We start from the raw sequence: 26,680 nt of genomic DNA, 5'->3' as shown, positions 1-26,680 counted from the left end.
TTACCATCAACCATTATTTAAATACATTATACCTTACGCCGAGGAAGCCGCGAATTCCCTGATTAGGCCCGTATACGTAGTTCGGGTCAAATGGAGGGAGGCTAGAGTCTTGAATGTCCTCAAATGGATCATGTGCCCGGGCGATTAAGAATGGTAGGCCTTTTGTTGGTGTCCAGTTCAATAGATTTTTTACGCCACCAAATACTTCGATACCATGTTTGAAGTGCTTTGTTAGCTGTATGTTCTGTATACTGAAAGCTTTAGACTGTTCTGGGCGTGGGTCGGTATAATCTGGTATGCCTACTAATACGGGTAAGTGCATAGGGCCTATTATGTTTCCTGTATAATCAATATTTAATCCAATCTGTTTAATGTTGTAGCCAATAGTCCATGTTCCCATATACTTTTCGGTGAGTTTCTGTACTTCACGTATGCCGTTCTCTTCGCTGTATACATCCATTATCGTACCGCCGATCATGGCTTTCAGTCCGCTGTGATGTGCCCAATCCAGGTTCAGAGATATTCCTTTGGAGATAGCGTGGCCATCTAAATTGGAATAGATAATCTGTTTTACGTTCGTGTCGTAGTCTGGGATAATTTTATTGGTAAAGTACGTGTAGAAGCCTGTCGCATCAATAGCGAAGACTGATCCGTTATCGGCATAGAACTTCTTTACATAGTTGACATTTGCATTCCATGACGTTTCCGGCTTTAGGTCACCATCGAAGACCACATCGCGTGCGCCAGTCAGGGCAGCATGATCTTCTGTAAATACATTGGCTACTCGATATCCATTACCACCGCCAATACGCAATACCTGACTTTTGTCTTTGGAATTCCATTTGTAATTGATCCGTGGAGACACAATGCTTCCATGTAGCGAGTTATAGTCGTAGCGTGCTCCGATTAGCAATTTGTGTTGCGGGTGTAGTGTGATTTCGTCCTGTAAAAATAAACCCGGTAAGTGCGTATGTGATACCTCGGCTGTAGCAGGCGTATTGTCGTCATAGTATGTGTACCGATAGGCAAGCCCTGTTAATAAATCATGATTCTTTAGGGTTTTATTCCAGGTCAGTTGACCGAAGAAAATCCGTTGATCCGCCATGTATGGTGTGGTGCCATAGTAGCTGTTTTGATTGTGACCATTGGCACTTATGGAGAGTGAAAAGTTTTCACTGCCTGGCAAGTCATAAATCCCCATTAGTTCCCATCGTTTGGTGTAGATACTTTCGGCATAGACTTCATTACCTCCACGGTATTTTTTGTTCCACTGCATCTCACCGCCCCAACGGTCTTCATACACGTAGCGACCCGCTACGGAGAATGTTTTATTGTCTTTGCGTGCGAAATTCCATTTGTTGAATATGGAGATTCGATCTTGTAGGGTTACATCCGTGAAGTTATCATTGTTTTTGTCGATCGGGTTGGAATAGTTAAAGTAGTTTACTCCCAATAGTGATTGGGCAGAGCCGACTTTAAACTTACCACCAAGGTCAAGGTTGTATTCCTGCCAGGTGGTTCCAAATGTTTCCAAGCTAAATAGGGGGGCGTTGGATGGAGCTTTTGTGATAACGTTAATTAGACCTCCAACAGCTTCACTGCCGTATAGCGTGGACGCCGGTCCCTTGACAACTTCAACGCGTTCGATCAGTGCTTGTGGAATACCATTTAATCCGTACACCGTTGATAGACCCGATACGATAGGCATACCATCGATAAGTACCATGGTATAAGGTCCTTCTAGGCCATTGATGTGGATATCTCCGGTGTTACATATGCTACAGTTGATCTGCGGACGTACACCGTTGATATTTTGAAGTGATTCGAAGATGGTCGGAGCTGGATTGGCCCGGAAGAACTTGGCGGTATACACCTCTACCGGGATCGGGCTGTCTAAGCGGGATACTTCTTTCAAGGTACCGGATACAACGACCTCATCCAGGTTGCGGTTGTCTTTTTCCAAGATAAAGATGTTTCCGTTTTTGTATGTTGATTTTTCAACAGTCTGCTGTACAGTCACATACCCTATTGCACGAATGGAGATTTTTGTTTTTGAAGTTGGTAATGGTAGCTCGAATTTACCATCAGATGCAGTTTTTGTTCCAGTGCTGCTTCCTTCAAAGCGCACTGTAGCATTTTCTAGCGGATTGCCGTCTGCATCGTGGACGTAACCGGCTATTTGTTGTGCATATACACTGAGTGTGTGGCATAGTATAAATACGGCCGTGACAAGGCCATAGTAAAATTTAGACATAATAATATCTTGTGCTTGATATTGGGTGCACGACAAAAACTCGATTTATAAACTATACCGTCATTCCGCTGTGTTCCGAATTTATTCGTGAATCGAATCGGAGAGCCTACTCGGAACATCGGAGGATCTACAAGCTATATCTTTAGACCCGTTCGACTCCACTGCATTCCGCTCAAGGTGACGTTTACTGTCATTAGCCTTCGATGTGTTTGTTTCAAAAACTCACCTCTGCAATGACATGTTTCTAGTAAAAACAGAAATTTGCCGTGTAACCTTTGATTAGTAATTTAATAAATTGAAAAATACAGATCTGCGAATCCGCAAATTTGCGAATCGACATATTTGCAAGTAATATTAATAACTAAACAAGTGCGGGCGGACCTCGGAGGTAGGTGTCGAGGTGTTCGGTAAAATGATAGGTTTTTGTGTAAGACGGGTAAGCTATATAGTCGAATTCCTGAAAGTAGGGCGCTTCGAATACCGTAAATACCGTCTCAATAAATGTCCCTTGAAAAACGACGTTAAGATATTGGATCTCCGCATCGTTCTTATGGTGGTGTTTGTCTTTTTTCTTGGTAAAGTTATAAGGGTGAATGTGTGTGATAATTTCACCCTTAGAAGTTACCTCTTTGTGCATAAACACTATTCCGCTGACGATAATGACAGACATCCACCCTGCAAGAAGGTAGGCGAATAGTCTGCGATATCTGGAAATAGTGTGTATCAAATTACTTTATTTTATCAGGCGATTGTGGTCGTCTGGAAATATCAATCTTGGTTCGTGTTTTTTTGCTTCTTCTCTTTCCATTGTCGCGTAGGAAACAATGATGACGATATCGCCCACTTGAACCAGTCTGGCAGCGGCGCCATTAAGGCATATGGTCCCAGATCCTCTTTGACCGGGGATGACATAAGTTTCTAAGCGAGCACCATTATTATTGTTGACTATCTGTACCTTCTCGTTGGCAATTATATCTGCTGCATCCATCAAGTCCTCGTCGATGGTGATGCTCCCCACATAATTCAGTTCGGCTTGTGTGACACGTGCCCTATGAATCTTCGACTTCATTACTTCAATCATCATAATACAAAATTAGCTTTTATCTTATTAAAAGTTGTCCTTTAAATTGTTATTTAATTGTTACTAGTTTAATAGCATGTTGTCTATAAGGCGTACACCTTCTACCCAGGCGACGACTAAGGCAACATATTTTTTAGATTGGTCTTTGGTGGTGGCTTCTTTCAAAGTTCGGGTCTCACATATGGCAAAATACTCCAATTTGACGTGTTCGTCTGTGGTCAACCTATCTTCGGCTTCCTGTTTCAAGGCGGTTAGTGTCTTGCTTTCAAAATCGACTTTAGTCTGTGCTAAGGTTTTGTAAAGAATTAAAGCCTCCTGTAGACCTTTATCGGAGAGACGTGCATTCCTGGAGCTCAGGGCCAGTCCATCACTACTGCGTATGGTCGGGCATATAATAAGTGAAATAGGAAGCTTTTTGAGATCAATCATGTGCTGTATGACCATCACCTGTTGAAAGTCCTTTTGTCCAAAGCATGCCACATCTGGTGACACGAGGTTAAATAGCTTGTGTACAATCTGTGTGACACCTTGGAAATGTCCAGGTCTTTGCGCGCCTTCCCATATTTTGTCCAGGTCTCCCAGATTTATTTCCCAACTTTCATTAGCTGAGGGATACATTTCTTCGACGGGGGGTAAGAAAAGGATGTCACATTGCTGCCTTTCCAACAATTGAATATCATTTGCAATCGGACGGGGATATTTCTCCAGATCCTGTGGGTCGTTAAACTGCGTGGGATTCACAAAGATACTACATACCACTACATCAGCAGCTTTTTGAGCTTCCTGTATCAGTGAAATATGGCCTTCGTGAAGGGCACCCATTGTGGGTACCAATGCAATCTTTTTACCAGCCTCTCGTAAAAGCTGTAGCTGGTGCTGAAGTTCGCTTTTTGTACTGTATATTTCCATAGCTGCTTGAGCAAAATAGGGGACAAAATTGCATAATATATTTGTAATTAGAAAGGTGTCTTTTTTAATGAATTGTAAAATTTGGATATTATTCGTATCTTTGTAGACCGATTTTACTGTTCAAATAAATAAAAAAAGCAATTGGAGATGGCAAAAACGAAAATATTGTTTGTTACCCACGAGATGTCGCCTTTCCTTGAAATAAGTAAAATTTCTGAAATAACTCGTCAATTACCACAAGCTATGCAGGAAAAAGGATTCGAAATACGCATCCTAATGCCGCGATTTGGTAATATTAACGAGCGCAGAAATCGTCTTCACGAGGTGATAAGGTTGTCGGGAATGAATATAGTGGTGGATAATAACGATAATCCATTAATCATTAAAGTGGCTTCTTTGCCTGCGGCACGTATGCAGGTGTATTTCTTGGATAATGAGGAATACTTCCAAAGAAAGAAGATTTTTAGGGATGAGAGTGGAAAGTTCTTTGATGATAACAATGAAAGGTCATTGTTTTTCTGCAAAGGTGCTCTGGAGACAGTCAAGAAATTGGGATGGTCCCCAGATGTAGTACACTGTCACGGATGGTTTACAGCTATGATACCAATGTATCTTAAAAAGGTGTACCATGATGATCCTACGTTTAAAGATGCAAAGGTTTTCTATTCGTTGTTTAACGAGGATAAGGATTTTGCAGCTACGGATAGTCTAGGTGCTAAGTATGCCGGGATGGCTGCGCAGGAAGATGTTTCGGAAGCAGATGCCGGAGTATACGGTTCTGGAAGTTATGCGGATGTTCATAAAGGAGCGTTAAGTTACACAGATGTCGTGGTGATGGCAGATGATAATCTGAATAATGATGTTCTTCAATTTGTTGAGGATCAAAAAATCAGGGTGTTTAAGCCAGAATCTGCTGAGGATTACGAAAACTTTGCAACACTGTACGAAGAATTTGCTTCGGAAGAAGTAGAAGCTTAAAGGATATAAAAAAGGCTGTCATATTGACAGCCTTTTTTGTATTATAACATAATCACTTTTTCAATGGACGATACTTTTTTGTAATAATCAATAACATCATCGGCACTGTTTACAAAAGTCTCAATCGTCAACGAGTTGTATTTTCCCGTCTTTGAATCTTTTACCTGTATTTTTGTACTAGGGTGTTCAAAGAGTTTTTCTATTGCTAGTTTGTTCTCTTCTGTGGCAGGTACAATAAATTTAAAGGTATATAATGTGGGGAATTGCTCGACATCAACCAATTTTTCTCTGAAACTGGTGTAGAAGTCTTTTCCATCATTTTCATTGATGTCCTTAATGTTTATGTTTCCCAAATCTTTCATGTAATAATTTCCTTTCTTTCGAATGGTAATTGCAATTACTATGCCTATGTTATTTTGACAGATTAGGGCTTATAGCTTACAGACTATGGCCGATAGCTTATAGCCATCAGCCATCTGCTATCGGCCAATAACTATGGTCTTGTTTCTTTTGCTTTTCCGAATTTTTTATTCGGTTTTGATCCCATTTCAAAGACAAGCTTGCCTCCTTTAATTAAATCGGTATGCAGGATATAGCTTTTCTCGTAAGGATTACCGTTCCATGTTACTTTTTGTATATAGGCATTGTCGATTCCTGCATTTGTTACGTTAATTTCAAACTGCTTGCCATTTGGTAGATTTATTTTCGCAGATTCCATCAGGGGTGAACCAAAAACATATTTGCCGTCCATAGGATTTGCGGGATAGATACCTACAGCTGAAAATACATACCAAGCGCTCATCTGTCCGGCATCATCATTCCCACATAGGCCATTGGGTAATTCTGTATAGTATTTAGTCATAGCTTTACGGACCAATTCTGCGCCTTTCCATTGTTGACCGGCATAGGCGTACAAATAAGGTACATGATGGTTGGGTTCGTTGCCTTGTGCATATTGACCGATCATTCCCGATATGTCTGGGGAAGCATCGTCTAGTACTTCTGGTAGCTGAACGAACTCATCCAATTTGTTGATGAATTTTTGATCACCACCGAATAGATTGATTAGGCCATGCGCATCCTGGGGGACTAGCCAGGTGTATTGCCATGCATTTCCTTCGCAATAGTCATTTTCTCTATGTTTGGCCATGAGTGGATCAAATGGTCTACGGAATTTTCCGTCAGCATGCCTTCCTACAAAGTGCCCCACTTCTTTGTCAAAGTACTTTTCGTAAAGTTTATAGCGTTTCTCAAAATAGGTGGCTTCATCTTTTTTATTTAAGAATTTTGCCATTTGATAGGCTCCGAAATCAGCGATAGCGTATTCTAATGCCCATGCGACAGATTCGTGATCCATGCTGTCCATTGGGATGTAGTTGAGATCTCTGACGAATTTTAAACCGTTGTCATACCCCATAGCTGTGGTTTTTACCGCTTCGAAAGCTAATTCCTGATCCTCCTTGTCAATGAGACCTTTCAATAGCGCGTCTGCTACGACGGGTATTGCAGGTAGTCCGACCATGGTGTTTGTCTCGTTTGCCCAAAGATGCCATACAGGAAGCTTACCCTGTTGCTGATAAATCTTGAGCATGGTTTTGATGTAATCCTTATTCTTTTTGTCTTCAAGGATGGTCATCAGTGGGTGTAGTCCGCGATAGGTGTCCCAAAGTGAAAATAAGGTATAATTGTTGAAGTTTTCACGACCATGGATCTGTTTGTCTGTGCCCATGTAATCGCCATTGGCATCATTAAATAGGGTTGGAGCGAAATAGGAGTGGTACAACGCGGTGTAAAATACTGTTTTCAGTTTTTCATCCGCTTGATAATCAATCTTGGATAATACCTCATTCCACTTCTTTTTTGCGTTCTTTTTTGCCTGTTCAAAGTTCCAGAATGGAATCTCTTGTTGAATATTGTCTAATGCATTGTTGAAACTTACAGGGGAAAGGCCAACTTTTAGCTCGACCGGACGGCTGGGGTCGATGTCTATCAAGGCTTTGATGTTTTCTCCTTTTACAACTAGTGATCCATTGATCGGGGTGTTGACATTGTAAAACGTGATGTTTTTTAGTGAAGTGGAAGCTTTTATGGCAAAATATACTTTTTGATCATTTGCCCAACCTCTTGAAAAGCGATAGCCAACGATTGTGCTGTCATTGACGAGTTTTAAATAGGTATCGGTGGGTGTATCCCAGCCCATACGAAAGCTGAGGTCTATCAATAAATGTGCATTGTCTTTGTTTTGGAATGTGTATCGGTGATAACCGACACGTTCGGAGCTGGTCATTTCGGCCAGTATGTTGTAGTCTTCTAGGAGGACACGGTAGTAGCCCGGGCTTACAGCTTCGTTTGCTTTGCTGATCTTGGATCCGTAACCTTGATCCATTTTACCGAAGGGGGCGGGCGACAGGTGTTTCTTGCCTGTCGCTGGAAGGATCAAGATATCGTTGAGATCTCCTATTCCAGTGCCGCTGAGGTGTGTGTGTGTAAAGCCTAAAACTTCTTCGCTTTTATAGTTATAACCGCTACACCAATCCCAACCGTTGAATTTGTCCCAGGTCTGAGCAATCTGACTGGGGCCGAGTTGAACGGCTCCAGATGGGACGTTAGCACCGACAAACACGTGTCCGTGATCTGCAGATCCGATATAAGGATTCACGTATTGTGTGTAATCTGTTTGTTGTGCTTTACCTTGTCCCAAGCATAAGAATACAATGGCGACAGCAAACCGGATTTTGTTTGATTTGTACGTCATGAGTTTAGTTTATGAATATGATCTTATTTTTGTGAAGATAAAACCTTTTAGCAAATAATTGGTTATTTGCTTGCTAAAATTTTGTAATATTTTAGTAGTTTAGGGAAATGAAGAAGCGTTTATCTATTTCCGATATTGCCAAGAACCTAGGTGTTTCTGTAACTACTGTTTCGTTTATCTTGAATGATAAAGCTAAAGAAAAGCGTATAAGCGAAGCATTGACCAAAAGGGTTTTGGATTACGTGAATAAAGTAGGGTATAAGCCAAATCAGTTGGCCAAAAGTTTGAGAACAGGAAAGTCTAAGACCTTGGGCCTTCTTGTAGAAGATATTTCGAATTCTTTTTTTGCTAATATCGCGGACCAAATCGAAAAGTTAGCTTACGACTTTGGTTATCATATTGTGTATTGTAGTATGAATAATGATGTGAATAGGGCAAAGGAGTTAATACAGTTGTTTTACGATAGGCAGATCGATGGTTTTATCATTGCTCCTACGGAAGGGTTGACCGAGGTGATTCAGAAATTACTAAAAAATAATGTTCCTGTTGTTTTATTCGATCGGCATTTGGAAGATTTAGAAACGAACTTTGTTATTTCGGAGAATCATAATGGAGCATATTTGGGTACGCGTTTTTTATTAGAAGAAAAGAGAGCTTCCAGAGTTGGTTTGGTGACTATAAATTCCAATCAGTTGCAAATGCGTGGCCGTATGGAAGGCTATATGGAAGCGGTGGATGCGATGGGCAAAGACATGCTGATCAAGAAAATAGTGCGGTCGCAGGTCGATGAAGATACAATTCTACAAATAAGGGACTTTATACAGGATAATAGACTGGATGGGGTTTTGTTTGCTACAAATTATTTAGCGCTTTCAGGGTTGAAAGCTATAAAGCGATATGACCTTGATATTACAAAGGTCGTATCGTTTGACGAAAATGCTGTTTTCTCCTTGGTTGAACCTGCTGTATCGGCGATTTCCCAAAATATTCACGAAATCGCTAGAAAAGTAGTTGATATCTTGATTAATGAAATTAACGGTAAAAATCAGGGGCTTGTGCAGGTGGTTGTCCCTTGCGAAATTATTGCGCGTTAATAGTTGTTCTCTCTTTGCGGGCAATTTCTGGTAAGGGATCTCTACAGTGTTAGGGGTCTTTTTTTTTGTAGATTGTAGAAGCGATCTTTAGGATATGACCTTTTTTTGTTTTTTATAGCTTACATAGGTTTTTCTTTAGGCACAGATATCAAGGTAGTTGTTTTAATTTTATCAATAAATGATTTTCGCTACGTTAAAGTGTTGGTCCTGTCACTTATTTTATAGATGATCCGTTTGCAAGTCTTTTTGTTGGAAGCATAGCTTTGTTTTTAGTATCGTGAGCTAAGTTTTCTTATTGCAGATGTAATTATTTAGAATGGTTTTAAATTGATATTTTGCGTCATTAAATTGTCAGGGATTGTTTATAAAGTCATACTTTTGTGCATTGTTTGGTAGGACTATGTGCTCCGGCAATAGAGTAAAGTAATTTTTATATTCATAAATAAATAGTATAAAGTGCTAAATATGAGAAATATCTCATCCGTATTGGGAAGACTTGCGAAGTCAATATCGATCAGTTTGGTATTGTTGTTTGCCGTTACAATGACATCCAACGCGCAGGATGCAAAAGAAGGAGCTGCGTTATTTAAGGCTAACTGTAGTTCTTGTCACAAAATTGATAAGAAATTTACAGGACCTGCATTGGCGGGTATGTCTGAACGGCATGATGAAGAGTGGTTGGTAAAATGGATTAAAAACTCTGGAGCGATGATCGCTGCTGGAGATCCAATGGCTAAGCAGATCTTTGAAGAGTTTAACAAGGTGCCTATGCCTGCGTTTACGCAGTTTTCTGATGATCAAATTAAAGGTATTATTGCCTTTGTTAAAGAGGAGGAAGCTCGTTTAGCTGCCGGACCTGCTGCTGGTGGTGCTGCTACCGGTGGTGCTGCTGCGAGTTCTGATGCTAATAATTTTATGATTATTGGTATGGCTGCTATTTTCTTGTTGGCTATCGGCGTGATTGTTATCTTAAGTCGTGTTACGAAGACACTGGAGAAGGTGATTGCAAACAACCAGGCGGCTGTAGAGGCGGCTCGTGTACGTAATGAGTCTGTTGAAGAGAGTGGCCGGGTTAAATTTGCTCAAAAATTTCTTAAGAACAAGAAGCTAGTTGGTTTTGCCGTACTGATGTTTGTTGGTTTATTGTCTGTTTTAGGATGGCAGGCAATGTGGAATGTGGGTGTGCATACGGGGTATAAGCCTGTTCAACCGATAAAATTCTCCCACCAAATACATGCTGGGGTGAATCAGATTGAGTGTCAATACTGTCATGGCGGTGCTTATAAATCAAAGAATGCCTCTATTCCTTCTGCAAATGTGTGTATGAACTGTCATAACACAATTACAGCGTCAGATCATTACAATGGAGAGACCTCTCCGGAGATATTGAAACTTTACCGTGCTGTAGATTGGGATCCAGATACACGTACGTATGGTGATAATCCACGTCCTATAGAATGGGTTAGAATTCATAACTTGCCTGATTTTGCTTATTTTAACCACTCGCAGCACGTTACTGTAGCTGGTTTGGAATGTCAGACTTGTCATGGTCCTATAGAGACTATGGAGGAGGTTTATCAGTACTCACCATTAACGATGAAGTGGTGTGTGGACTGTCATAAAACGACAGAAGTTAATGCTGATAATAAATACTATGATCAGTTGATCGAGGCACACGAGAAGTTGAAGAAAGGTGAAAAAATGACTGCAGCGATGATCGGTGGTCTAGAGTGTGGTAAGTGTCACTATTAATAATTAATTAGGGAAACGCAATCTTATATACAGCTTAAATGGATAGCAATAAAAAATATTGGAAAGGTTTAGAAGAGTTGAATCAGACACCAGCTTTCGTTGAAAATAACAGAGCGGAGTTTGCTGAACCTATTCCTGTAGAAGATGTATTAAATGAAGCAGGCTTAAGTACAAGAACTCCACGTCGTGATTTCTTGAAGGCTTTAGGTTTTGGTTTAGGAGCTGTTACGTTGGCAGCGTGTAACCGTACTCCGGTTCACAAGGCTGTTCCTTATGTAATCAAACCAGAGGAAATTACTCCAGGTATTCCAAACTATTATGCTTCTTCTTTTAATGGACAAAGTATTTTGGTTAGAACACGTGAGGGACGTCCTATTTCAGTAGAGGCAAATCCAAACGCGGTTGGTTTGAATCAAGGTACTGATGCAAACACGGTAGCATCTGTTCTTGATTTGTACGATATGTCCAAATTACAGAACCCTCAGCTAGGAGGTAAAGATGTAGAATGGTCTAAATTAGATAGTACTGTAATAGCGGCATTAACTAAAGCCGCTGCAGCTGGAAAACAAATTACGATCGTTTCAAATACAGTTAATTCGCCTTCAACATTAGCGTCTATCGCTAAGTTGACAGCGAAATACCCTACGACAAATCACGTTCAGGTAGACGCTATTTCTTACAGTGGTATCGTTGAAGCAAACAAAAGTTCATTTGGCAAAGCGGTAGTTCCGAGCTACAACTTTGGGAATGCACAAGTGGTAGTTTCTGTGGCTGCTGATTTCTTAGGATCTTGGTTGGCTGGAGAAGAACATACCCAAGATTATATTAAAAATCGTGACTACAAATCGTTGAAAAACGGTAAGATGTCGCGTCATATTCAATTTGAATCTGGTCTTTCTATGACAGGTTCAAATGCGGATGTGCGTATCGCTATTAAGCCATCGGAAGAGGGAGCTGTGTTAATCGCGTTGTTCAATGCGATTACTGGTCAGTCTTTAGCGGGTGGAACTGCGAATGCAAAAGCACAGACTGCTATCAAGTTAGCTGCTAAAGAATTAGTAAATGCTAAAGGATCAGCAGTTGTTGTCGCAGGATCTAACGATGTAAATGTACAGCAGTTGGTGAATGCAATCAATACGCAATTGGGCGCTTATGGCGCTATTATCGATTTAGATAATTACTCGAAACAACACCAAGGCTCTGATGCTTCTTTCCAGCAGTTCTTGACAGCTGCTAAAGCTGGACAGGTCGGTGTCGCATTCTTCTTGAACAGTAACCCTGTTTACGATTATTTCAAAGCGGATGATGTTAAAGCTGCTATCGCTAAGATCGACTTTACATTATCATTTGCGGATCGTTCTGATGAGACTGCTTCTACATTGAAAGCTATCGCTCCGACTCCTACTTATTTAGAGTCATGGGGTGATGCTTCTAGTAAAGAAGGATTATTTACAGTGATACAACCTACCATTAATCCAGTTTTCAACACAAGACAGGCCGAACAGAGTTTGTTAGTTTGGGCTGGAGAGACGATTAGTGTATATGACTTCGTAAAGCAAACTTGGGATGCTAGTATTTTAGCCGGTACGGGTAAATCTTGGAAGGATGTTTTGCAAACGGGATATATCTATAAAGGATCTAATCAAGGGTCGGCTTATTCAGCTAATGTAGATGTTAATGCGGTTGCTTCTGCTATCGTTGCTGACGCGAAGAAGATTGTTGGAGATGTAGAATTGAAGTTGTACGAGTCGACAGTAATGCGCGACGGTCGTTATGCAAACAACGCTTACTTGCAAGAGTTGCCTGATCCAGTTTCTAAAGTTACTTGGGACAACTACGCTGCTCTTAATCCAAAGTTTGCTGAGCAATTGGGCTTGGGCGAAAACGGTAAGGTGAAAGTTGAAGCAAACGGTTACAGCATAGAGTTACCAGTAGTGTTGCAACCTGGTCAAGCAATGGGTACGGTGTCTGTAGCATTAGGTTATGGTCGTACACAAGTTGGTAAAGCAGGTAATAATGTTGGACAGAATGCATATCCTTTTGCTTCTTTAGTAAATGGTACAGTACAGTTAGCCGCTAAAGCTACAGTTACTAAAGCTTCTGGTACGTACGAATTAGCTCAAACGCAAACACACCATACTATTGAAGGACGTAATATCGTTCGCGAAACTACATTTGCTAAATACTTAAAAGATCCAAATTCGGAGTCCGGACGTTTTTCAGATTCGCACAAGACATACGATTTGTGGAACAAATTTGAGCAGCCAGGTCACAAATGGGTGATGGCTATCGATTTGAACGCTTGTACAGGTTGTGGTTCATGTATTGTAGCTTGTAACGTAGAAAACAATATCCCTGTAGTAGGACGTGATGAGGTTCGCCGTCGTCGTGAAATGCACTGGTTACGCATCGACCGTTACTACACGATCGAAGATAACGGTACGAAGTATACAAAAGAGAAAGAAATTGCACACATAGAAGATTTCGAAAATGTAACGGTAGTACACCAACCAATGTTGTGTCAACACTGTGAGCATGCTCCATGTGAAACGGTATGTCCGGTATTGGCGACTGTCCACTCTTCGGAAGGGCTTAACCATATGGCTTACAACCGTTGTTTTGGAACACGTTACTGTGCAAATAACTGTCCATATAAAGTGCGTCGTTTTAACTGGTTTAATTACTGGAATGATTCACGTTTTGACAATTATTTGAACAATGAGTTTACGCAGCTGGTGTTGAATCCAGACGTTACGACACGTTCACGTGGGGTAATGGAGAAATGTTCCATGTGTATTCAACGTATTCAGGCTGGTAAGTTGCAGGCTAAGATGGAGAACCGCAAGTTGAAAGATGGGGATGTTAAAATGGCTTGTCAGGCGGCATGTTCTGCTAACGCTATCATCTTTGGAGATGCTAATGATCCAGAGTCTGAAGTTTCAAAAGCATTACGTAACGAGCGTGTTTACTACGTATTAGAGGAGATCAATGTTCAGCCGAACATCGGTTATATGACTAAGGTAAGAAATACATTTGAAGCATAATTTTATTCTATATCTGAAATAAAACAACTATGTCATCGCATAACGAATCAATATTAAGAGAACCATTAATGACCGGTAAGGGCATCACTTACGCACAAGTAACTGATGATATCCTATTGCCGGTTGAGAATAAACCAAACAAAGCTTGGTGGATTGGATTTATCGTAGCGGCTTTGGGAGCTATGTTATGGGTTGTGAGTGTTGGATACACGTTTTGGACGGGTATCGGTGCTTGGGGTCTAAACAAAACAGTAGGTTGGGCTTGGGATATCACCGACTTTGTATGGTGGGTAGGTATTGGTCACGCCGGAACGCTAATTTCAGCGGTATTATTAATTTTCCGCCAAAACTGGCGTAACTCTATCAACCGTTCAGCAGAGGCCATGACGATTTTCGCCGTAATCTGTGCTGCAACGTATGTCGTAGCTCACATGGGACGTCCTTGGTTGGCGTACTGGATTTTCCCACTTCCAAATCAGTTTGGGTCATTATGGGTTAACTTCAACTCGCCGCTTGTATGGGATGCCTTCGCGATTTCAACATACTTTACGGTATCATTAGTGTTTTGGTACTGTGGACTATTACCTGATATCGCATCGGTACGTGACCGTGCGCAAGGTGTAAGAAAGAAAGTATATTCTATTCTATCGTTTGGGTGGAATGGATCGGTAAAGTCTTGGCAAAGATTTGAGATTGTATCGCTAATCTTAGCGGGTATCTCTACACCGCTGGTGTTATCTGTACACACGATCGTATCCATGGACTTTGCAACATCAGTAATTCCAGGATGGCATACGACCATCTTTCCTCCTTATTTTGTGGCGGGAGCGATTTTCTCGGGGTTTGCGATGGTACAGACTTTATTACTTATTCTTCGTAAGGTAATGAACTTTGAGCATTATATCACAATGTTCCATATCGAAGCGATGAATAAGATTATCATGGTTACAGGTTCAATTGTTGGGATTGCTTATCTTACAGAGCTATTTATCGCTTGGTATTCTGGTTCGGAATATGAGATGTATGCTTTTGCAAACCGTGTGGCAGGGCCTTATGCTTGGGCATATTGGGCGATGATGACTTGTAATGTTATTTCTCCGCAATTGTTTTGGTTCAAGAAGATCCGTACAAGTATTCCAATTTCTTGGGTACTATCTATTATCGTAAATATTGGTATGTGGTTTGAGCGTTTTGTAATTATCGTTACATCATTGCACCGTGACTATCTACCATCTTCATGGGCGATGTTCTATCCTACATGGGTCGATGTGGGTATCTTTGTAGGGTCAATTGGTTTATTCTTTACCTTGTTCTTATTATTCTTAAGATTTTTACCAGGTATTGCGATTGCCGAAGTGAAGTTATTGTTGAAAAGCTCCAGTTTACAACATAAAACTAAGCTTGTTCAAGAAGGCGCTTTCCCTGACGATCAGGTTGAATTCTTTAAGGATTCTTTGAGAAAATACGATTCTGTTACAGAAGAAGAAATTAACGCATTACGTAAAAAATAATAGCAATGAGCAATACAAAATATATAGTAGGAAGTTTTGCGGATCCTGATGATATGATGCACGGGATTGATAAATTGCAAGCAAATAATGTCAGCATATACGATTGTTTTACACCTATGCCTATTCACGGTATTGAAGCCAAGCTGGGAGTGAAGCCTTCAAGATTACCAATAGCTGCATTTTGCTTCGGATGTTTGGGTACGATATTAGGTTTTAGCTTATTGTATTACACCATGTCTTACGATTGGCCGATGAATATCGGAGGAAAGCCTTCCATGCCATTACCTAACTTCGTGCCGGTCACTTTTGAGGTAACGATTTTATTATGTGCTTTGGGTATGGTTGCTACTTTCTTTTTCCGTAATCATTTATTTCCGGGTCGCGCACCTCGAGTTATGGATTTGAGAGCTACAGATGATCGTTTTATCATTGCCATAGATGCTAGAGATAATGCAGATCACGCTTTAATAGATAGTTTGTTGAAAGAAGCTGGAGCAGTTGAAGTTAAATACAATGAAAGAAAATATGTTAGTTATGAATAAGAAGAATTTTCTTAGCGCTGTATGTGTAGCGTTTGCTTTTGCAGCAGTAACTACTGCTTGTGGCGACGGTACAACGCGTAGCACCGGTATGGAATTTTCGCGTAATATGTATGATCCGATCGCTTATAATCCGGATCAGCCTAATAATAATTTTGAAAATAAACAGACAGCTCAAACTCCTCCTGCAGGAACTGATCCTATCGGATTTGAAAGATTTGGTGCTGACTACAAGAATACAATTGAGGATTATACCAAAGCTGGTCTTGAAGTAACTAATCCTTTGGCCGTGACCAGTGAAAATATCGCAGCAGGTGAGCATTTGTTTATAGCCAACTGTGCAGTATGTCATGGTAAGGAAGGAAAAGGAGATGGTGCTATCACCAAGGATCGGCAAGTTACAGATTCTAGAGGTACTAGAAAATTGGAGAATTTTCCTCCTCCGCCATCATACGCGAAGTCTTCTGGTGCAAACTCTTCTAGAGGAGGTTTGATGTCAGATCTTACGGCAGGAAAAATTTATCATACTATTTACTACGGTTTGAATACAATGGGATCTCATGCTTCTCAATTGAATCCAGAAGAACGTTGGAAAGTAGTTATGTACGTACAAGAATTACAAAAGAAATAACCTAACATCAATTTTATAAATGGGAACTCACAATCATCATCACGATTATAATTTCAGCGAGCAGTATACTTTTGCTGGCACGGCTAAGGTAGTTAGCTTAGTTGCTATCGTATTGGGTATAGCTGCCATCGCATTCGGTATGTTATCAAGTGAACATATTATTGTTGAGCGTACATATGCTAACCTATTGTTGATGGGGTATTACTTCACTTGTGTATGTGCAGCGGGTGCGTTTTTCGTCGCTCTTCAATTAGTAACACAATCTGCTTGGTCTGCAGGATTAATCCGTATCCCTCAGGCAATGGCTAGTATTCTTCCAATCGCATCCTTACTACTTCTAGTAATTGTTGCTTTAGGTTTATATACGCACAATCTTTACCATCACTGGCATGCCGACGGTCTTATGGATCCGAATAGCCCGAATTACGATGCGTTGGTAGCTGGTAAGGCTGCTTTCTTAAATGTACCAGGCTTTTTGATCCGTCAGATCTTGTTTATGGGTAGCTATAGTATCTTTGCGTTCATTCTTGCTAAGTTATCTTACAACGAAGACTTGCAGGGAGGATTGACATCCTACAAGAAAGGCTTTAAGCTTTCAGCGATTTTCTTAGTTGTTTTCGGATTTACAACACCAATTTGGTCTTTTGATACGATCATGTCTTTAGAAGCACACTGGTTTTCTACGATGTTCGGTTGGTATAACTTTGCAGCGATGTGGGTATCTGGTATATCTGTTATCACTGTAATATTGATTCTCTTGAAAAAGGGTGGATATATGTCTTGGGTTAACGAAAATCATTTACATGATTTGGGTAAACTGATGTTTGGTTTCTCTATCTTTTGGACTTATGTTTGGTTTGCACAGTTTATGTTGATCTGGTATTCGAATATCCCTGAGGAAACGGTTTATTTCTACAAGCGTTTTGAACCGGAATATAAACCATGGTTTTGGTTAAGTATTATCATTAACTTTGTTGCACCTTTATTGTTATTGGTAGATAGAGATGTAAAACGTAAGCAAAACATGATGTTATTTGTAGCTATATTGCTGTTATGTGGTCACTGGTTGGATTATTATATCATGATTATGCCAGGTACAGTGGAGACACAAAGAGGATTTGGTATCATTGAGATAGGTACAGCTATCGGTTTCTTTGGATTGTTTACTTTCTTAGTGCTTAATAAGATAAGCAAACATGCTTTGGCTCCTAAGCATCATCCGTTCTTAGACGAAAGTTTACATCATCAGATTTAATAGGACTAACGAGATCACGTTCAAACGTTTATTATAAGAAATGAATTTAAAAATAAATAACAGGTTCAAATCCATATTGGGTTTACTACTATTGATCAGCTTGTATTTTGTGGCTCCGGTTACGGCAGCACAAAGTGATTCTACTGTAGTGGATACTGTGGCGGCTGTTGCTACAACTGCGACGACTGACTCTGCAACTGTAGATTCTACTGCGGGAGCTGTTGTTGCCGATGCTAACGCAACTACGGTGTCTGCGACAGTTGCTGATGGTGCTGCGGCTGCTAAAGTAGCAGAAGTTAAAAAGATCGACCCTCAGGTCTATAAGAATTTTTTCTATTATTTGTTGCTATTTTTTGTAGCATGCACGATCATCGCTGTGATTGGAAAGATTCATTCGGTTTATGTACTGACACGTAAAATGAATGGTAAACACAATCCGTTGAGCAACAACAACTGGCAAGCTGCATTGTTGTTTTTGTTTTTGATTGTTTTCCTGGCAGGTGTTTACTACTCGTATGCTGTATGGGGGAGCTGGGCTTGGAGAGATGCTGTTACTGAACACGGTAAAGAGATCGACAAGATGTTCATTATCACTTTAGCCATTACGACTTTCGTTTTGGTAGTGACACATATCATTTTGTTGACATTTACCTATGTGTATAGAATGAGAGCTAAGCGTATGGCTTATTACTATCCACACAATGACGCTATCGAGCGTATTTGGACGATTGTTCCAGCTATCGTTTTGACTGTTTTGGTCTTGTTTGGTTTCTTCACGTGGAGATCTATCACTAATGTTCCGGAAGAGCTTCAGAAATCAGCTTTGCAAGTTGAGGTTTTAGGTGAGCAGTTCCAGTGGCATGTACGTTACCCAGGAACCGACGGTAAGATAGGAAAACGTAACTACAAGCTTACCACAGCTACTAACGGTTACGGTATCGATTTTAACGATAAGAACTCTTGGGACGATATTCGTGGTGGAGACATTGTTATTCCTGTTAATAAGTCAGTTCGTTTCCATATTATTTCGAAAGATATTATTCACTCCTTCTTTATTCCTGACTTCCGTGTTCAGATAAATGCTGTACCGGGTATGACGAATTATTTCCAGTTTACGCCTACTGTGACTACGGAGGAGATGCGTGACCGCATGAATGATCCAAAGTACGATTTTATTATGCTGTGTAATAAGATCTGTGGTTCTGGTCACTGGAATATGGCTAAGAAAGTAATAGTAGTTACTGAAGCTGAATATAAAGAATGGTTGAGCAAGCAAGAGAAGTACTTTACGGAGGATCTTCAAAAAGAGTTTGCTAACAACAGCCAAGTAGAAGGGGTTACAACAGCTTCTGTAAATTAATTGTAAAAAGAATTTATAATAGAATATGTCAAGTACAGTTATATCACACGACGCAGGTCATCATGAGGCACATGGTCATCACCATGAGACTTTCTTAACTAAATATATATTTAGTCAGGATCATAAGATGATTGCGAAGCAATTCTTGATCACGGGTATCATTATGGCAGTTTTTGCCATGTTATTGTCACTTTTGTTTCGGATTCAATTAGCATGGCCGGATAAGGATTTTCCGATCTTAGAAGTATTTTTGGGTAAATGGGCTGAAGGTGGTCGTATTAAGCCGGAGTTCTTTTTGTCATTGGTTACTATTCATGGTACAATGATGGTGTTTTTCGTATTGACAGCAGGTCTGTCTGGTACGTTTAGTAACCTTTTGATACCTTATCAATTGGGAGCTCGCGATATGGCGTCTCCATTTATGAATATGTTGTCATATTGGTTCTTTTTTGTAGCCTGTGTGATTATGATCGGATCTTTCTTCGTAGAAAGTGGTCCCGCATCGGCTGGTTGGACAATTTATCCCCCACTATCCGCTCTGCCTACTTCAATTTCTGGATCTGGACTAGGTATGACATTATGGTTAGCTAGTATGGTATTGTTTATCGCGTCTCAGGTAATGGGTGGTGTTAACTATATCAGTACTGTTTTGAATATGCGTACAAAAGGTATGGACCTATGGAGAATGCCATTGACTATTTGGTCTTTCTTCTTAACAGCGATTGTTGGTTTACTTTCATTCCCTGTGTTGGTTTCTGCGGTTGTATTGTTAATTTTCGACCGTTCTGCTGGAACATCTTTCTATTTATCAGACTTAGTAGTAGGAGGTCAGATCTTACCAAACGAGGGTGGTTCACCGATTTTGTTTCAACACTTGTTTTGGTTCTTAGGTCACCCTGAGGTATATATCGTTGTCATGCCTGCGTTGGGATTGACTTCGGAGGTTATTTCAACAAACTCGCGTAAGCCAATCTTTGGTTACCACGCGATGGTATACTCTCTAGTAGGTATTACAGTATTGTCGTTCATCGTTTGGGGACACCATATGTTTGTAACGGGTATGAATCCGTTCTTAGGAGGTGTGTTCATGATCACGACATTGATTATTGCGGTCCCGTCAGCGGTCAAAGCCTTTAATTACATGGCTACATTATGGCGAGGCAATATTCGCTTTACTCCTGCGATGATGTTTGCGATAGGTATGGTATCTTTCTTCATCTCTGGAGGTTTGACAGGTATTTTCTTGGGTAATGCAACGTTGGACATCAACTTACACGATACATATTTTGTAGTGGCTCACTTCCACTTGGTAATGGGATCTGCGTCTATCTTCGGGATGTTATGTGGGGTTTATCACTGGTATCCTAAGATGTTTGGACGAATGATGAACGAGAAATTGGGATACTTCCACTTCTGGTTGACATTTATCGGTGCTTACTTGGTATTCTTCCCGATGCATTTCATGGGGATAGATGGTGTGCCTCGTCGTTATTATGCATTTACAGAGTTTCCTTTCATGGAGAAATGGGTTTCTGTAAACGTATTGGTTACTTGGGCAGCTATTGTTGCTGGTTTAGGTCAGCTTGCATTCTTAATTAATTTCTTCGGATCTATTTGGAACGGTAAGAAGGCTACGCAGAACCCTTGGAACTCAAATACATTGGAGTGGACGACGCCTGTTGAACATATCCACGGTAACTGGCCGGGAGATATTCCTACCGTATACCGTTGGCCTTATGACTATTCGAAACCAGGTCATGATCAAGATTTTATACCTCAAAATGTGCCTTTTTCAGAGACTATGAGCTCTAACATGATGCATGATTTTGAAGGAGATGAAAATGCTGTTCGTATTCAAGAGCAGTGGAATAAGGAGAATAATAGAGTAGTAGAAGGATAGGTATATCCTTCCTTCCACTACTTTTCATTAGATAAAGTGTAGCTACATGTATCCAGCTGGAGAGAAGCGATTTGTTAAAATTAATAGATTCACGATATTTATTTTATTTGTCGTTATTACAGCTGGTGGGATAGTACGAAGTACCGGTTCCGGAATGGGATGCCCTGATTGGCCGAAGTGTTTTAATCGGATTATCCCACCTACGCATGTTTCTCAGTTGCCAGCAGGCTATGAGGAGCATTATATAGAAGGAAGAGCTAAAAAGAATGTTAGGTTTGCAAAGCTTGTTGAAGCTTTCGGCTTTAAAGAGTTGGCTGATAAGATTAGGCACGATGATTCCATCTTGAAGCATGAGGAATTCAATGCGGTGAAGACTTGGACAGAGTATTTGAATCGACTGGCTGGGGTGGTTGCTGGTTTTGCACTTCTTTTTTCTGCTGTTGCCGCTTTTACTTACATCAAGTCCAAGCCTTCCATTTTTGTATGGAGCGTTCTTAATCTTATTGCAGTAGTATTACAAGCTTGGTTGGGCTCTATAGTGGTTTCGACGAATTTGATGCCATGGATTATTACAGTACATATGTTGCTTGCTCTTATTATTGTAGCAATTAGCATATATACGTATTATATGGCTACAACTTTTAGAGATAAGACTATTTTGATCAATTATCCTTCATCTGGCCTTAAAGCATTGGCGATATTTTCTTTAGTCATTACTTTGGTTCAGGTGGTATACGGAACGGAAGTTCGGGAGGCGATAGATCATTTGAATTACCTGGGTAAGGAAAGATCTACCTGGATTGAATCTATTGGCGGTCTATATGATGTTCATCGGATTTTGGCTTACGTGACTTTGGGTATTACCGTTCTTTTTTTCTTTTTGGTGAAAAATAGGTTTAGCAAGCTCTCCATACAAAGTCGATACGCATGGATTGTTTTGATTCTCGTATTGATTCAGATGGCGTCAGGTATCACTTTAGCACGTTTTGCGGTACCTGCTTTTGCACAAACTACGCACTTAGTAATTGCTAGTTTGTTTTTTGGAGCGCAATATTATTTGATGCTTTTGATGACTAAGTTAAAAAGATAGTGAAAGTCTTTTCGGTTAGATTATTATATTTAGTGCACTGGGAGGTGATGAATTAAATGAGTACTTTTATTTCTGATTTTAACAAATTAGTCAAATTAAGATTAACGTTAACTGTTGTTTTTTCCGCATCTATTTCGTTTTTAATTGGTGCGAAACAGCAGGGTGAAGTAATGTGGTTCAATTGGTTGATGTTAACTATTGGTGGCTTCTTGGTTACGGGAGCAGCTAATGGATTTAACGAAATCATTGAGAAGGATATCGATAAGTTGATGAAACGCACAATGGATCGCCCTTTGCCTTCGGGTAGGATGACTACAGGCCAGGCATTGGTATTGAGCGTTTTTATGGGGATATTGGGTACGATGGTATTGGTGCAGTTGAATTTTATCGCTGGGCTACTATCTGTTTTTTCCATATTCCTATATGCTTTTGTATATACACCGTTGAAACAAAAATCGCCAATAGCAGTTTTTGTCGGTGCTATACCGGGAGCGCTACCACCCTTAATCGGCTATTATGCGGCTTTTAAATCCGCAGGATTTGGTTTGGCATATGCATCGGTTAGCGAGGCGGCGGTTGTAATAACGCCTTTGGTTTTGTTTGCGATTCAGTTTGTATGGCAGTACCCACATTTTTGGGCCATTGCTTGGGTTGCAGACGAAGACTATAAGAAGGCTGGTATTCGATTGCTACCGACCACAAAAAAGGACTCAACGTCAGCTGCGATGATTATGATATCGGCTTTATTGATGATTCCTGTTGGCTTTCTGCCGATGTATTACGGATTTGGAGGCCTTGCTTTTACGGCAGTCTCACTGATAGGAGGATTGGCCTTTACTTGGTACGGTTATCAACATTATATGTTACGTACGGATGCTTCGGCCAAGAAGGTGATGTATGTTTCCTTTTTGTATTTACCGCTGACGCAGCTGGTGCTTTTATTTGATTTTATTCCTTTTAATTAAAGATGGGAAATATAGCAATGGACTTAGAAGACTTAGAACAATCGCGAAAAGCCAAGAAGTTTAACCTTTGGTTGGGAATTATTGGTATGTTTATGATGTTCGCGGCCCTTTCTAGCGGATTTATAGTTTATACCGCTAGTGGCGTAGATAAGGGAATTAAAACTATTTTACCACAGGCTTTTATTTATAGTACATTAACTATTATTGTCAGTAGTATAACGTTGCATTTAGCGTATGCTGCTGCTAAAGTTGGGAATATCGGTAAACAGAAACTGTTGTTGCTGTTTACAGTTATTCTCGGTATCGTATTTTTTGTATTGCAGGTACAAGCTTGGAAGGTATTGACGTCGCAGGGTGTGTATTTTATTAACAATAACGCATCACAATCCTTCATCTACATCTTTACCGGATTACACCTTTTACATATTGTCGCAGGAATTTTCGTTTTGCTTCGTGCTTTATTAGGTGCGATTCGCGGTATTCCTCAAGGGGATAATGTGTTTCGAATGGATCTAGCTGCTGTTTTTTGGCATTTTCTAGATCTTTTATGGATTTATATATATGTTTTCTTACTTTTGAATCAATAATAGTAAACAATGAGTACAACTGTATCGCAATTGGATAAGGTTAAAGACGGACCATGGAATGGTGGTAAGTCACCTTGGAACTTAGAGTATGGAAAGATCATGATGTGGTTTTTCTTGGTGTCGGATGCCTTTACATTTTCAGCATTCCTAATTTATTATGGAGCTCAGAAATTCGCGCAGCCTACTTGGATTGATGCCGATAAGGTATTTCAATCTATCCCAGGAATAGCTGATTCTGGCCAACCATTGGTTTTCGTAGGTATCATGACTTTTATTTTGATTATGTCATCTGTTACTATGGTGTTAGCTGTAGAGGCAGGTCATCGGAACGCTAAGCAAGAGGTCGTGAAATGGATGTTGTGGACTATTTTGGGAGGTCTGATGTTCGTCGGCTGTCAAGCTTTGGAATGGTCTCACTTACATCACCAAGGATTTTGGTTTGGAAGAAACCCTGCTACAGGTATGACGGACCCTGCGTTGATTGCCGAAACGTTACGACCTTATTTTACGAATGATATTTCCTATACCGCGGCATTGCAGTTTGCAAACTTATTCTTTACGATTACTGGTTTTCACGGTTTTCACGTATCTATAGGTATCCTTTTGAATATTATTATTCTGTGTATGACATTGAATAATACCTTTGAAAGAAGAGGAACTTACCTGATGGTAGAAAAAGTAGGTCTTTATTGGCACTTTGTAGATTTAGTGTGGGTATTCGTATTTACATTCTTCTACTTAATCTAATTTTTAACTAAGAAATTTATCTAAAGAAATGGCACATAACGAACATATAGCTGGACATAATGCACACGAGCATGGGGAAGGCATGGATAAGAAGCGTATTTGGTCTGTATTTTTTGTCTTATTAGCGCTTACATGTTTAGAGTTCTTAATTGCATTGGGCTTTGTTCATCATTGGCAGATCATGCAAAAGGGAGCTTTAGTTAATACAATTTATATCGTCTTAACACTTGTAAAGGCTTATTATATTGTAGCATTCTTTATGCACTTGAAGTTTGAGAAGTCTGGTTTTATTGTAACCTGTTCTATCGTATTCCTTTTTATTATTTATTTTATTATCTTGCTTTTAGTAGAAGGAGATTATCTGTTACATCATCTTCAAGAGCATGCGCTTTTTCCAAATAAGTAGTAATGCAAAATAAAACGAGAAGAAAGAATATTTCGACTTTCATAATCCTGGCAATAGTACTCCTAGTGCCAGGATTTTTGTATATAGCGCTGAATAAAATAGGATCAAATACCTATTTGAAACTGCCCGTGTACGGTGAGAAGCATTTGTCTGGTAAGATGAACCGGAAGATGGGCCGAGAGATTCCGGATACGGTTTTTCATCAAATTAAGCCCATTTCTTTGTTGGATATCAAAGGAGATTCGGTTCACTTTTTAGCCGCCGATTCTTCCATAGCTGTCGTCCACACTTTTTATGCTACAGACAAAGGGTTGTCTGTAGCGATGTTACAGAACTTACGTAGCGTCGCCGAGCGCTTTAAAAATAATCATAAGGTAAAGTTTTATTCGATCTCTGTGGATACCGCAGACAGTTCCGTAGATTTGGAGAAGACATTGGCTCAGTTCAGGTCTGGTCTCGAAGCGAATTGGTTCGTACTTCGGGGAAGTGGTGATATCTTGGGGTATGTACGGGGAGAGTTGTTAAGCGATGCTTTGCAGAAGGCCAACGAAGCGCGAAAGTTTACGATTAGTAATCAGTATATATTAATAGATTCTCAACGTAGGATACGTGGATTTTACGATATTAACCTGAAATCTAATATCGAGCGTTTAGAAGATGAAATAAAAGTACAATTGGTGGAGGAAGCTCGGAATAATCCCTTAAAAGTAGAAAAGAAATAAGTATGGCAATGACAGAAGAAGAAAAAAAATACAAGGGATGGATTTGGACATTGTCCATAGTTATTCCTTTAGCTGTGGCGGCTTTATTTGGCGTAAATTTGCCTAAGTTGGGATATGATGTAAAACCATTATCATTTTTGCCACCTATTTATGCGACTATCAATGGCCTTACGGCGGTATTGTTGGTTTGGGCGGTATCGGCTGTTAAGCGACGTCAGTTAAAACTACACGAGAATTTGATAAAAATCTGTATGCTATGTTCGTCTCTATTTTTGTTGATGTACGTAGCTTATCATATGACTTCTGTATCGACTTCCTTTGGTGGTGAAGGAGCTATCCGGTATCTTTACTTTTTTATTTTAATCTCCCATATTGTTCTCTCTGTGGTGATCATTCCATTCGTGTTGTTCACGTTTGTACGAGGAATTGCCGGCGCATATGAGCGACACAAACGATTAGCACGTATTACCTATCCAATGTGGTTGTACGTTGCGGTAACCGGTGTGGTGGTATATTTGATGATATCTCCGTATTATGTGCATTAGGGCTAAGAGGTTATAAGGTTATAAAGTTACAGAGTTATAAGGTTAGAGGGTGATTAGTACTAAAAGAATGAATAGAGTTTGGATATATCAGGCGAATAGGTTTCTAACGGATGAAGAAGTTCGGTTTGTCGAAACAGCCTTGGCTGATTTTGTTTCATCTTGGACTGCACATGGATCGGCATTGGCTGGTACAGGTAGTCTCCGGTATAATCTTTTTTTAGTACTGGAGGTTAATGAGCAACTGGCAGGAGTTACGGGCTGTTCGATCGACAAGTCTGTACATTTCTTGAAGAAACTTGGTCAGGATATCAGTGTGGATTTTTTTGATCGCATGAAGGTTTCTTTTAGAGGAAATAACGGTGAGGTGATGTTGACAGATCGAGAAGAATTTGAGTCCTTGATTAAAAAGGGGGCTGTGACTGCCGATACTATTGTGTTTAATAATCTGATAAAAGATTCATTTGAGCTCGCTACGCAATGGGAGATTCCATTTAAAGAAAGTTGGCATAGCAAAGTCTTTTAAAAAAAAGCGCCCCTTGGGGCGCTTTTTTTTAA

The 26,680-nt window shown here is 40.1% G+C and carries 24 protein-coding genes; 18 read left to right on the top strand and 6 right to left on the bottom strand.

What is annotated here, in order from left to right; genetic code table 11:
• Positions 1-13: 13 nt before the first annotated feature.
• The 4 genes from G7B18_RS09200 to panC all read right to left on the bottom strand — a co-directional run bounded on the left by G7B18_RS09200 (position 14) and on the right by panC (position 4,244).
• The gene (locus G7B18_RS09200; protein WP_164122423.1) at positions 14-2,254 is read right to left on the bottom strand and encodes a TonB-dependent receptor; all 2,241 of its coding nucleotides are present in this window, start codon (positions 2,252-2,254) and stop codon (positions 14-16) included.
• Positions 2,255-2,615: 361 nt separating this feature from the next.
• Positions 2,616-2,981 (bottom strand): hypothetical protein, encoded by a 366-nt coding sequence (locus tag G7B18_RS09195; protein ID WP_240452817.1) that lies wholly within the window; start codon positions 2,979-2,981, stop codon positions 2,616-2,618.
• Positions 2,982-2,987: 6 nt separating this feature from the next.
• Complete coding sequence (gene panD / locus G7B18_RS09190) at positions 2,988-3,338, bottom strand: aspartate 1-decarboxylase (RefSeq protein WP_164109308.1); 351 nt, start codon at positions 3,336-3,338, stop codon at positions 2,988-2,990.
• A gap of 60 nt (positions 3,339-3,398) precedes the next feature.
• Positions 3,399-4,244 carry a pantoate--beta-alanine ligase gene (gene panC / locus G7B18_RS09185; RefSeq protein ID WP_164109306.1) on the bottom strand — a complete coding sequence of 282 codons (846 nt, stop codon included), beginning with the start codon at positions 4,242-4,244 and terminating at the stop codon, positions 3,399-3,401.
• A gap of 147 nt (positions 4,245-4,391) precedes the next feature.
• Here panC and G7B18_RS09180 point away from each other — a divergent pair, with 147 nt between their 5' ends.
• Complete coding sequence (locus tag G7B18_RS09180; RefSeq protein WP_164109304.1) at positions 4,392-5,222, top strand: glycogen/starch synthase; 831 nt, start codon at positions 4,392-4,394, stop codon at positions 5,220-5,222.
• Positions 5,223-5,263: 41 nt separating this feature from the next.
• Here the strand turns inward: G7B18_RS09180 and G7B18_RS09175 are convergent, their stop codons facing one another.
• Both G7B18_RS09175 and G7B18_RS09170 read right to left on the bottom strand, forming a co-directional pair.
• Entirely contained in the window at positions 5,264-5,584 is a 321-nt protein-coding gene (locus tag G7B18_RS09175) for a DUF493 domain-containing protein (protein ID WP_164109302.1), read from the bottom strand.
• A gap of 131 nt (positions 5,585-5,715) precedes the next feature.
• Positions 5,716-7,977, bottom strand: coding sequence for a GH92 family glycosyl hydrolase (locus tag G7B18_RS09170; protein WP_164109300.1), 2,262 nt, complete (start codon positions 7,975-7,977; stop codon positions 5,716-5,718).
• A 107-nt stretch (positions 7,978-8,084) separates the two neighbouring features.
• On the opposite strand from G7B18_RS09170, the gene G7B18_RS09165 reads away from it, so the two are divergent.
• The 17 genes from G7B18_RS09165 to G7B18_RS09085 all read left to right on the top strand — a co-directional run bounded on the left by G7B18_RS09165 (position 8,085) and on the right by G7B18_RS09085 (position 26,648).
• Positions 8,085-9,071, top strand: coding sequence for a LacI family DNA-binding transcriptional regulator (locus tag G7B18_RS09165; protein ID WP_164109298.1), 987 nt, complete (start codon positions 8,085-8,087; stop codon positions 9,069-9,071).
• Positions 9,072-9,536: 465 nt separating this feature from the next.
• Positions 9,537-10,823, top strand: a complete 1,287-nt coding sequence (locus tag G7B18_RS09160) for a cytochrome c3 family protein (protein ID WP_164109296.1) — start codon at positions 9,537-9,539, stop codon at positions 10,821-10,823.
• Positions 10,824-10,861: 38 nt separating this feature from the next.
• Positions 10,862-13,867 carry a TAT-variant-translocated molybdopterin oxidoreductase gene (locus G7B18_RS09155; protein WP_164122421.1) on the top strand — a complete coding sequence of 1,002 codons (3,006 nt, stop codon included), beginning with the start codon at positions 10,862-10,864 and terminating at the stop codon, positions 13,865-13,867.
• A gap of 29 nt (positions 13,868-13,896) precedes the next feature.
• Entirely contained in the window at positions 13,897-15,378 is a 1,482-nt protein-coding gene (gene nrfD / locus G7B18_RS09150) for an NrfD/PsrC family molybdoenzyme membrane anchor subunit (RefSeq protein ID WP_164109292.1), read from the top strand.
• 5 nt (positions 15,379-15,383) lie between these two features.
• Positions 15,384-15,920, top strand: coding sequence for a DUF3341 domain-containing protein (locus G7B18_RS09145; RefSeq protein ID WP_079643333.1), 537 nt, complete (start codon positions 15,384-15,386; stop codon positions 15,918-15,920).
• The gene (locus G7B18_RS09140; protein WP_370659330.1) at positions 15,913-16,548 is read left to right on the top strand and encodes a c-type cytochrome; all 636 of its coding nucleotides are present in this window, start codon (positions 15,913-15,915) and stop codon (positions 16,546-16,548) included. The genes G7B18_RS09145 and G7B18_RS09140 overlap by 8 nt, the downstream gene beginning before the upstream one ends.
• A gap of 19 nt (positions 16,549-16,567) precedes the next feature.
• Positions 16,568-17,803: a quinol:cytochrome C oxidoreductase gene (locus G7B18_RS09135; protein WP_164109288.1), complete on the top strand. Its 1,236-nt coding sequence runs from the start codon at positions 16,568-16,570 to the stop codon at positions 17,801-17,803.
• A gap of 40 nt (positions 17,804-17,843) precedes the next feature.
• The gene (locus tag G7B18_RS09130) at positions 17,844-19,163 is read left to right on the top strand and encodes a cytochrome c oxidase subunit II (RefSeq protein WP_164109286.1); all 1,320 of its coding nucleotides are present in this window, start codon (positions 17,844-17,846) and stop codon (positions 19,161-19,163) included.
• 25 nt (positions 19,164-19,188) lie between these two features.
• The gene (locus G7B18_RS09125; protein WP_205600180.1) at positions 19,189-21,063 is read left to right on the top strand and encodes a cbb3-type cytochrome c oxidase subunit I; all 1,875 of its coding nucleotides are present in this window, start codon (positions 19,189-19,191) and stop codon (positions 21,061-21,063) included.
• 46 nt (positions 21,064-21,109) lie between these two features.
• The gene (locus G7B18_RS09120; protein ID WP_164122417.1) at positions 21,110-22,153 is read left to right on the top strand and encodes a COX15/CtaA family protein; all 1,044 of its coding nucleotides are present in this window, start codon (positions 21,110-21,112) and stop codon (positions 22,151-22,153) included.
• Positions 22,154-22,209: 56 nt separating this feature from the next.
• Positions 22,210-23,118 carry a heme o synthase gene (gene cyoE / locus G7B18_RS09115; RefSeq protein WP_164109282.1) on the top strand — a complete coding sequence of 303 codons (909 nt, stop codon included), beginning with the start codon at positions 22,210-22,212 and terminating at the stop codon, positions 23,116-23,118.
• A 2-nt stretch (positions 23,119-23,120) separates the two neighbouring features.
• Positions 23,121-23,705 (top strand): heme-copper oxidase subunit III, encoded by a 585-nt coding sequence (locus tag G7B18_RS09110; RefSeq protein ID WP_164109280.1) that lies wholly within the window; start codon positions 23,121-23,123, stop codon positions 23,703-23,705.
• A gap of 9 nt (positions 23,706-23,714) precedes the next feature.
• Positions 23,715-24,452, top strand: a complete 738-nt coding sequence (locus tag G7B18_RS09105) for a cytochrome c oxidase subunit 3 (RefSeq protein ID WP_164109278.1) — start codon at positions 23,715-23,717, stop codon at positions 24,450-24,452.
• A gap of 28 nt (positions 24,453-24,480) precedes the next feature.
• Entirely contained in the window at positions 24,481-24,858 is a 378-nt protein-coding gene (locus tag G7B18_RS09100; RefSeq protein ID WP_164109276.1) for a cytochrome C oxidase subunit IV family protein, read from the top strand.
• A gap of 2 nt (positions 24,859-24,860) precedes the next feature.
• Positions 24,861-25,580 carry an SCO family protein gene (locus G7B18_RS09095; protein ID WP_164122415.1) on the top strand — a complete coding sequence of 240 codons (720 nt, stop codon included), beginning with the start codon at positions 24,861-24,863 and terminating at the stop codon, positions 25,578-25,580.
• A gap of 2 nt (positions 25,581-25,582) precedes the next feature.
• Positions 25,583-26,125 carry a DUF420 domain-containing protein gene (locus tag G7B18_RS09090; RefSeq protein WP_164109273.1) on the top strand — a complete coding sequence of 181 codons (543 nt, stop codon included), beginning with the start codon at positions 25,583-25,585 and terminating at the stop codon, positions 26,123-26,125.
• Between the two features lie 67 nt (positions 26,126-26,192).
• Positions 26,193-26,648, top strand: a complete 456-nt coding sequence (locus G7B18_RS09085; RefSeq protein WP_164109271.1) for an ABC transporter ATPase — start codon at positions 26,193-26,195, stop codon at positions 26,646-26,648.
• The last annotated feature ends 32 nt before the right edge of the window (positions 26,649-26,680 follow it).

It is taken from the genome of Sphingobacterium sp. xlx-130, assembly GCF_011007405.1.
GTDB classification, from domain to species: domain Bacteria; phylum Bacteroidota; class Bacteroidia; order Sphingobacteriales; family Sphingobacteriaceae; genus Sphingobacterium; species Sphingobacterium luzhongxinii.
The sequence above is the reverse complement of the archived record's forward strand: the minus strand, read 5'-3'. Positions and strand labels throughout refer to the sequence as shown.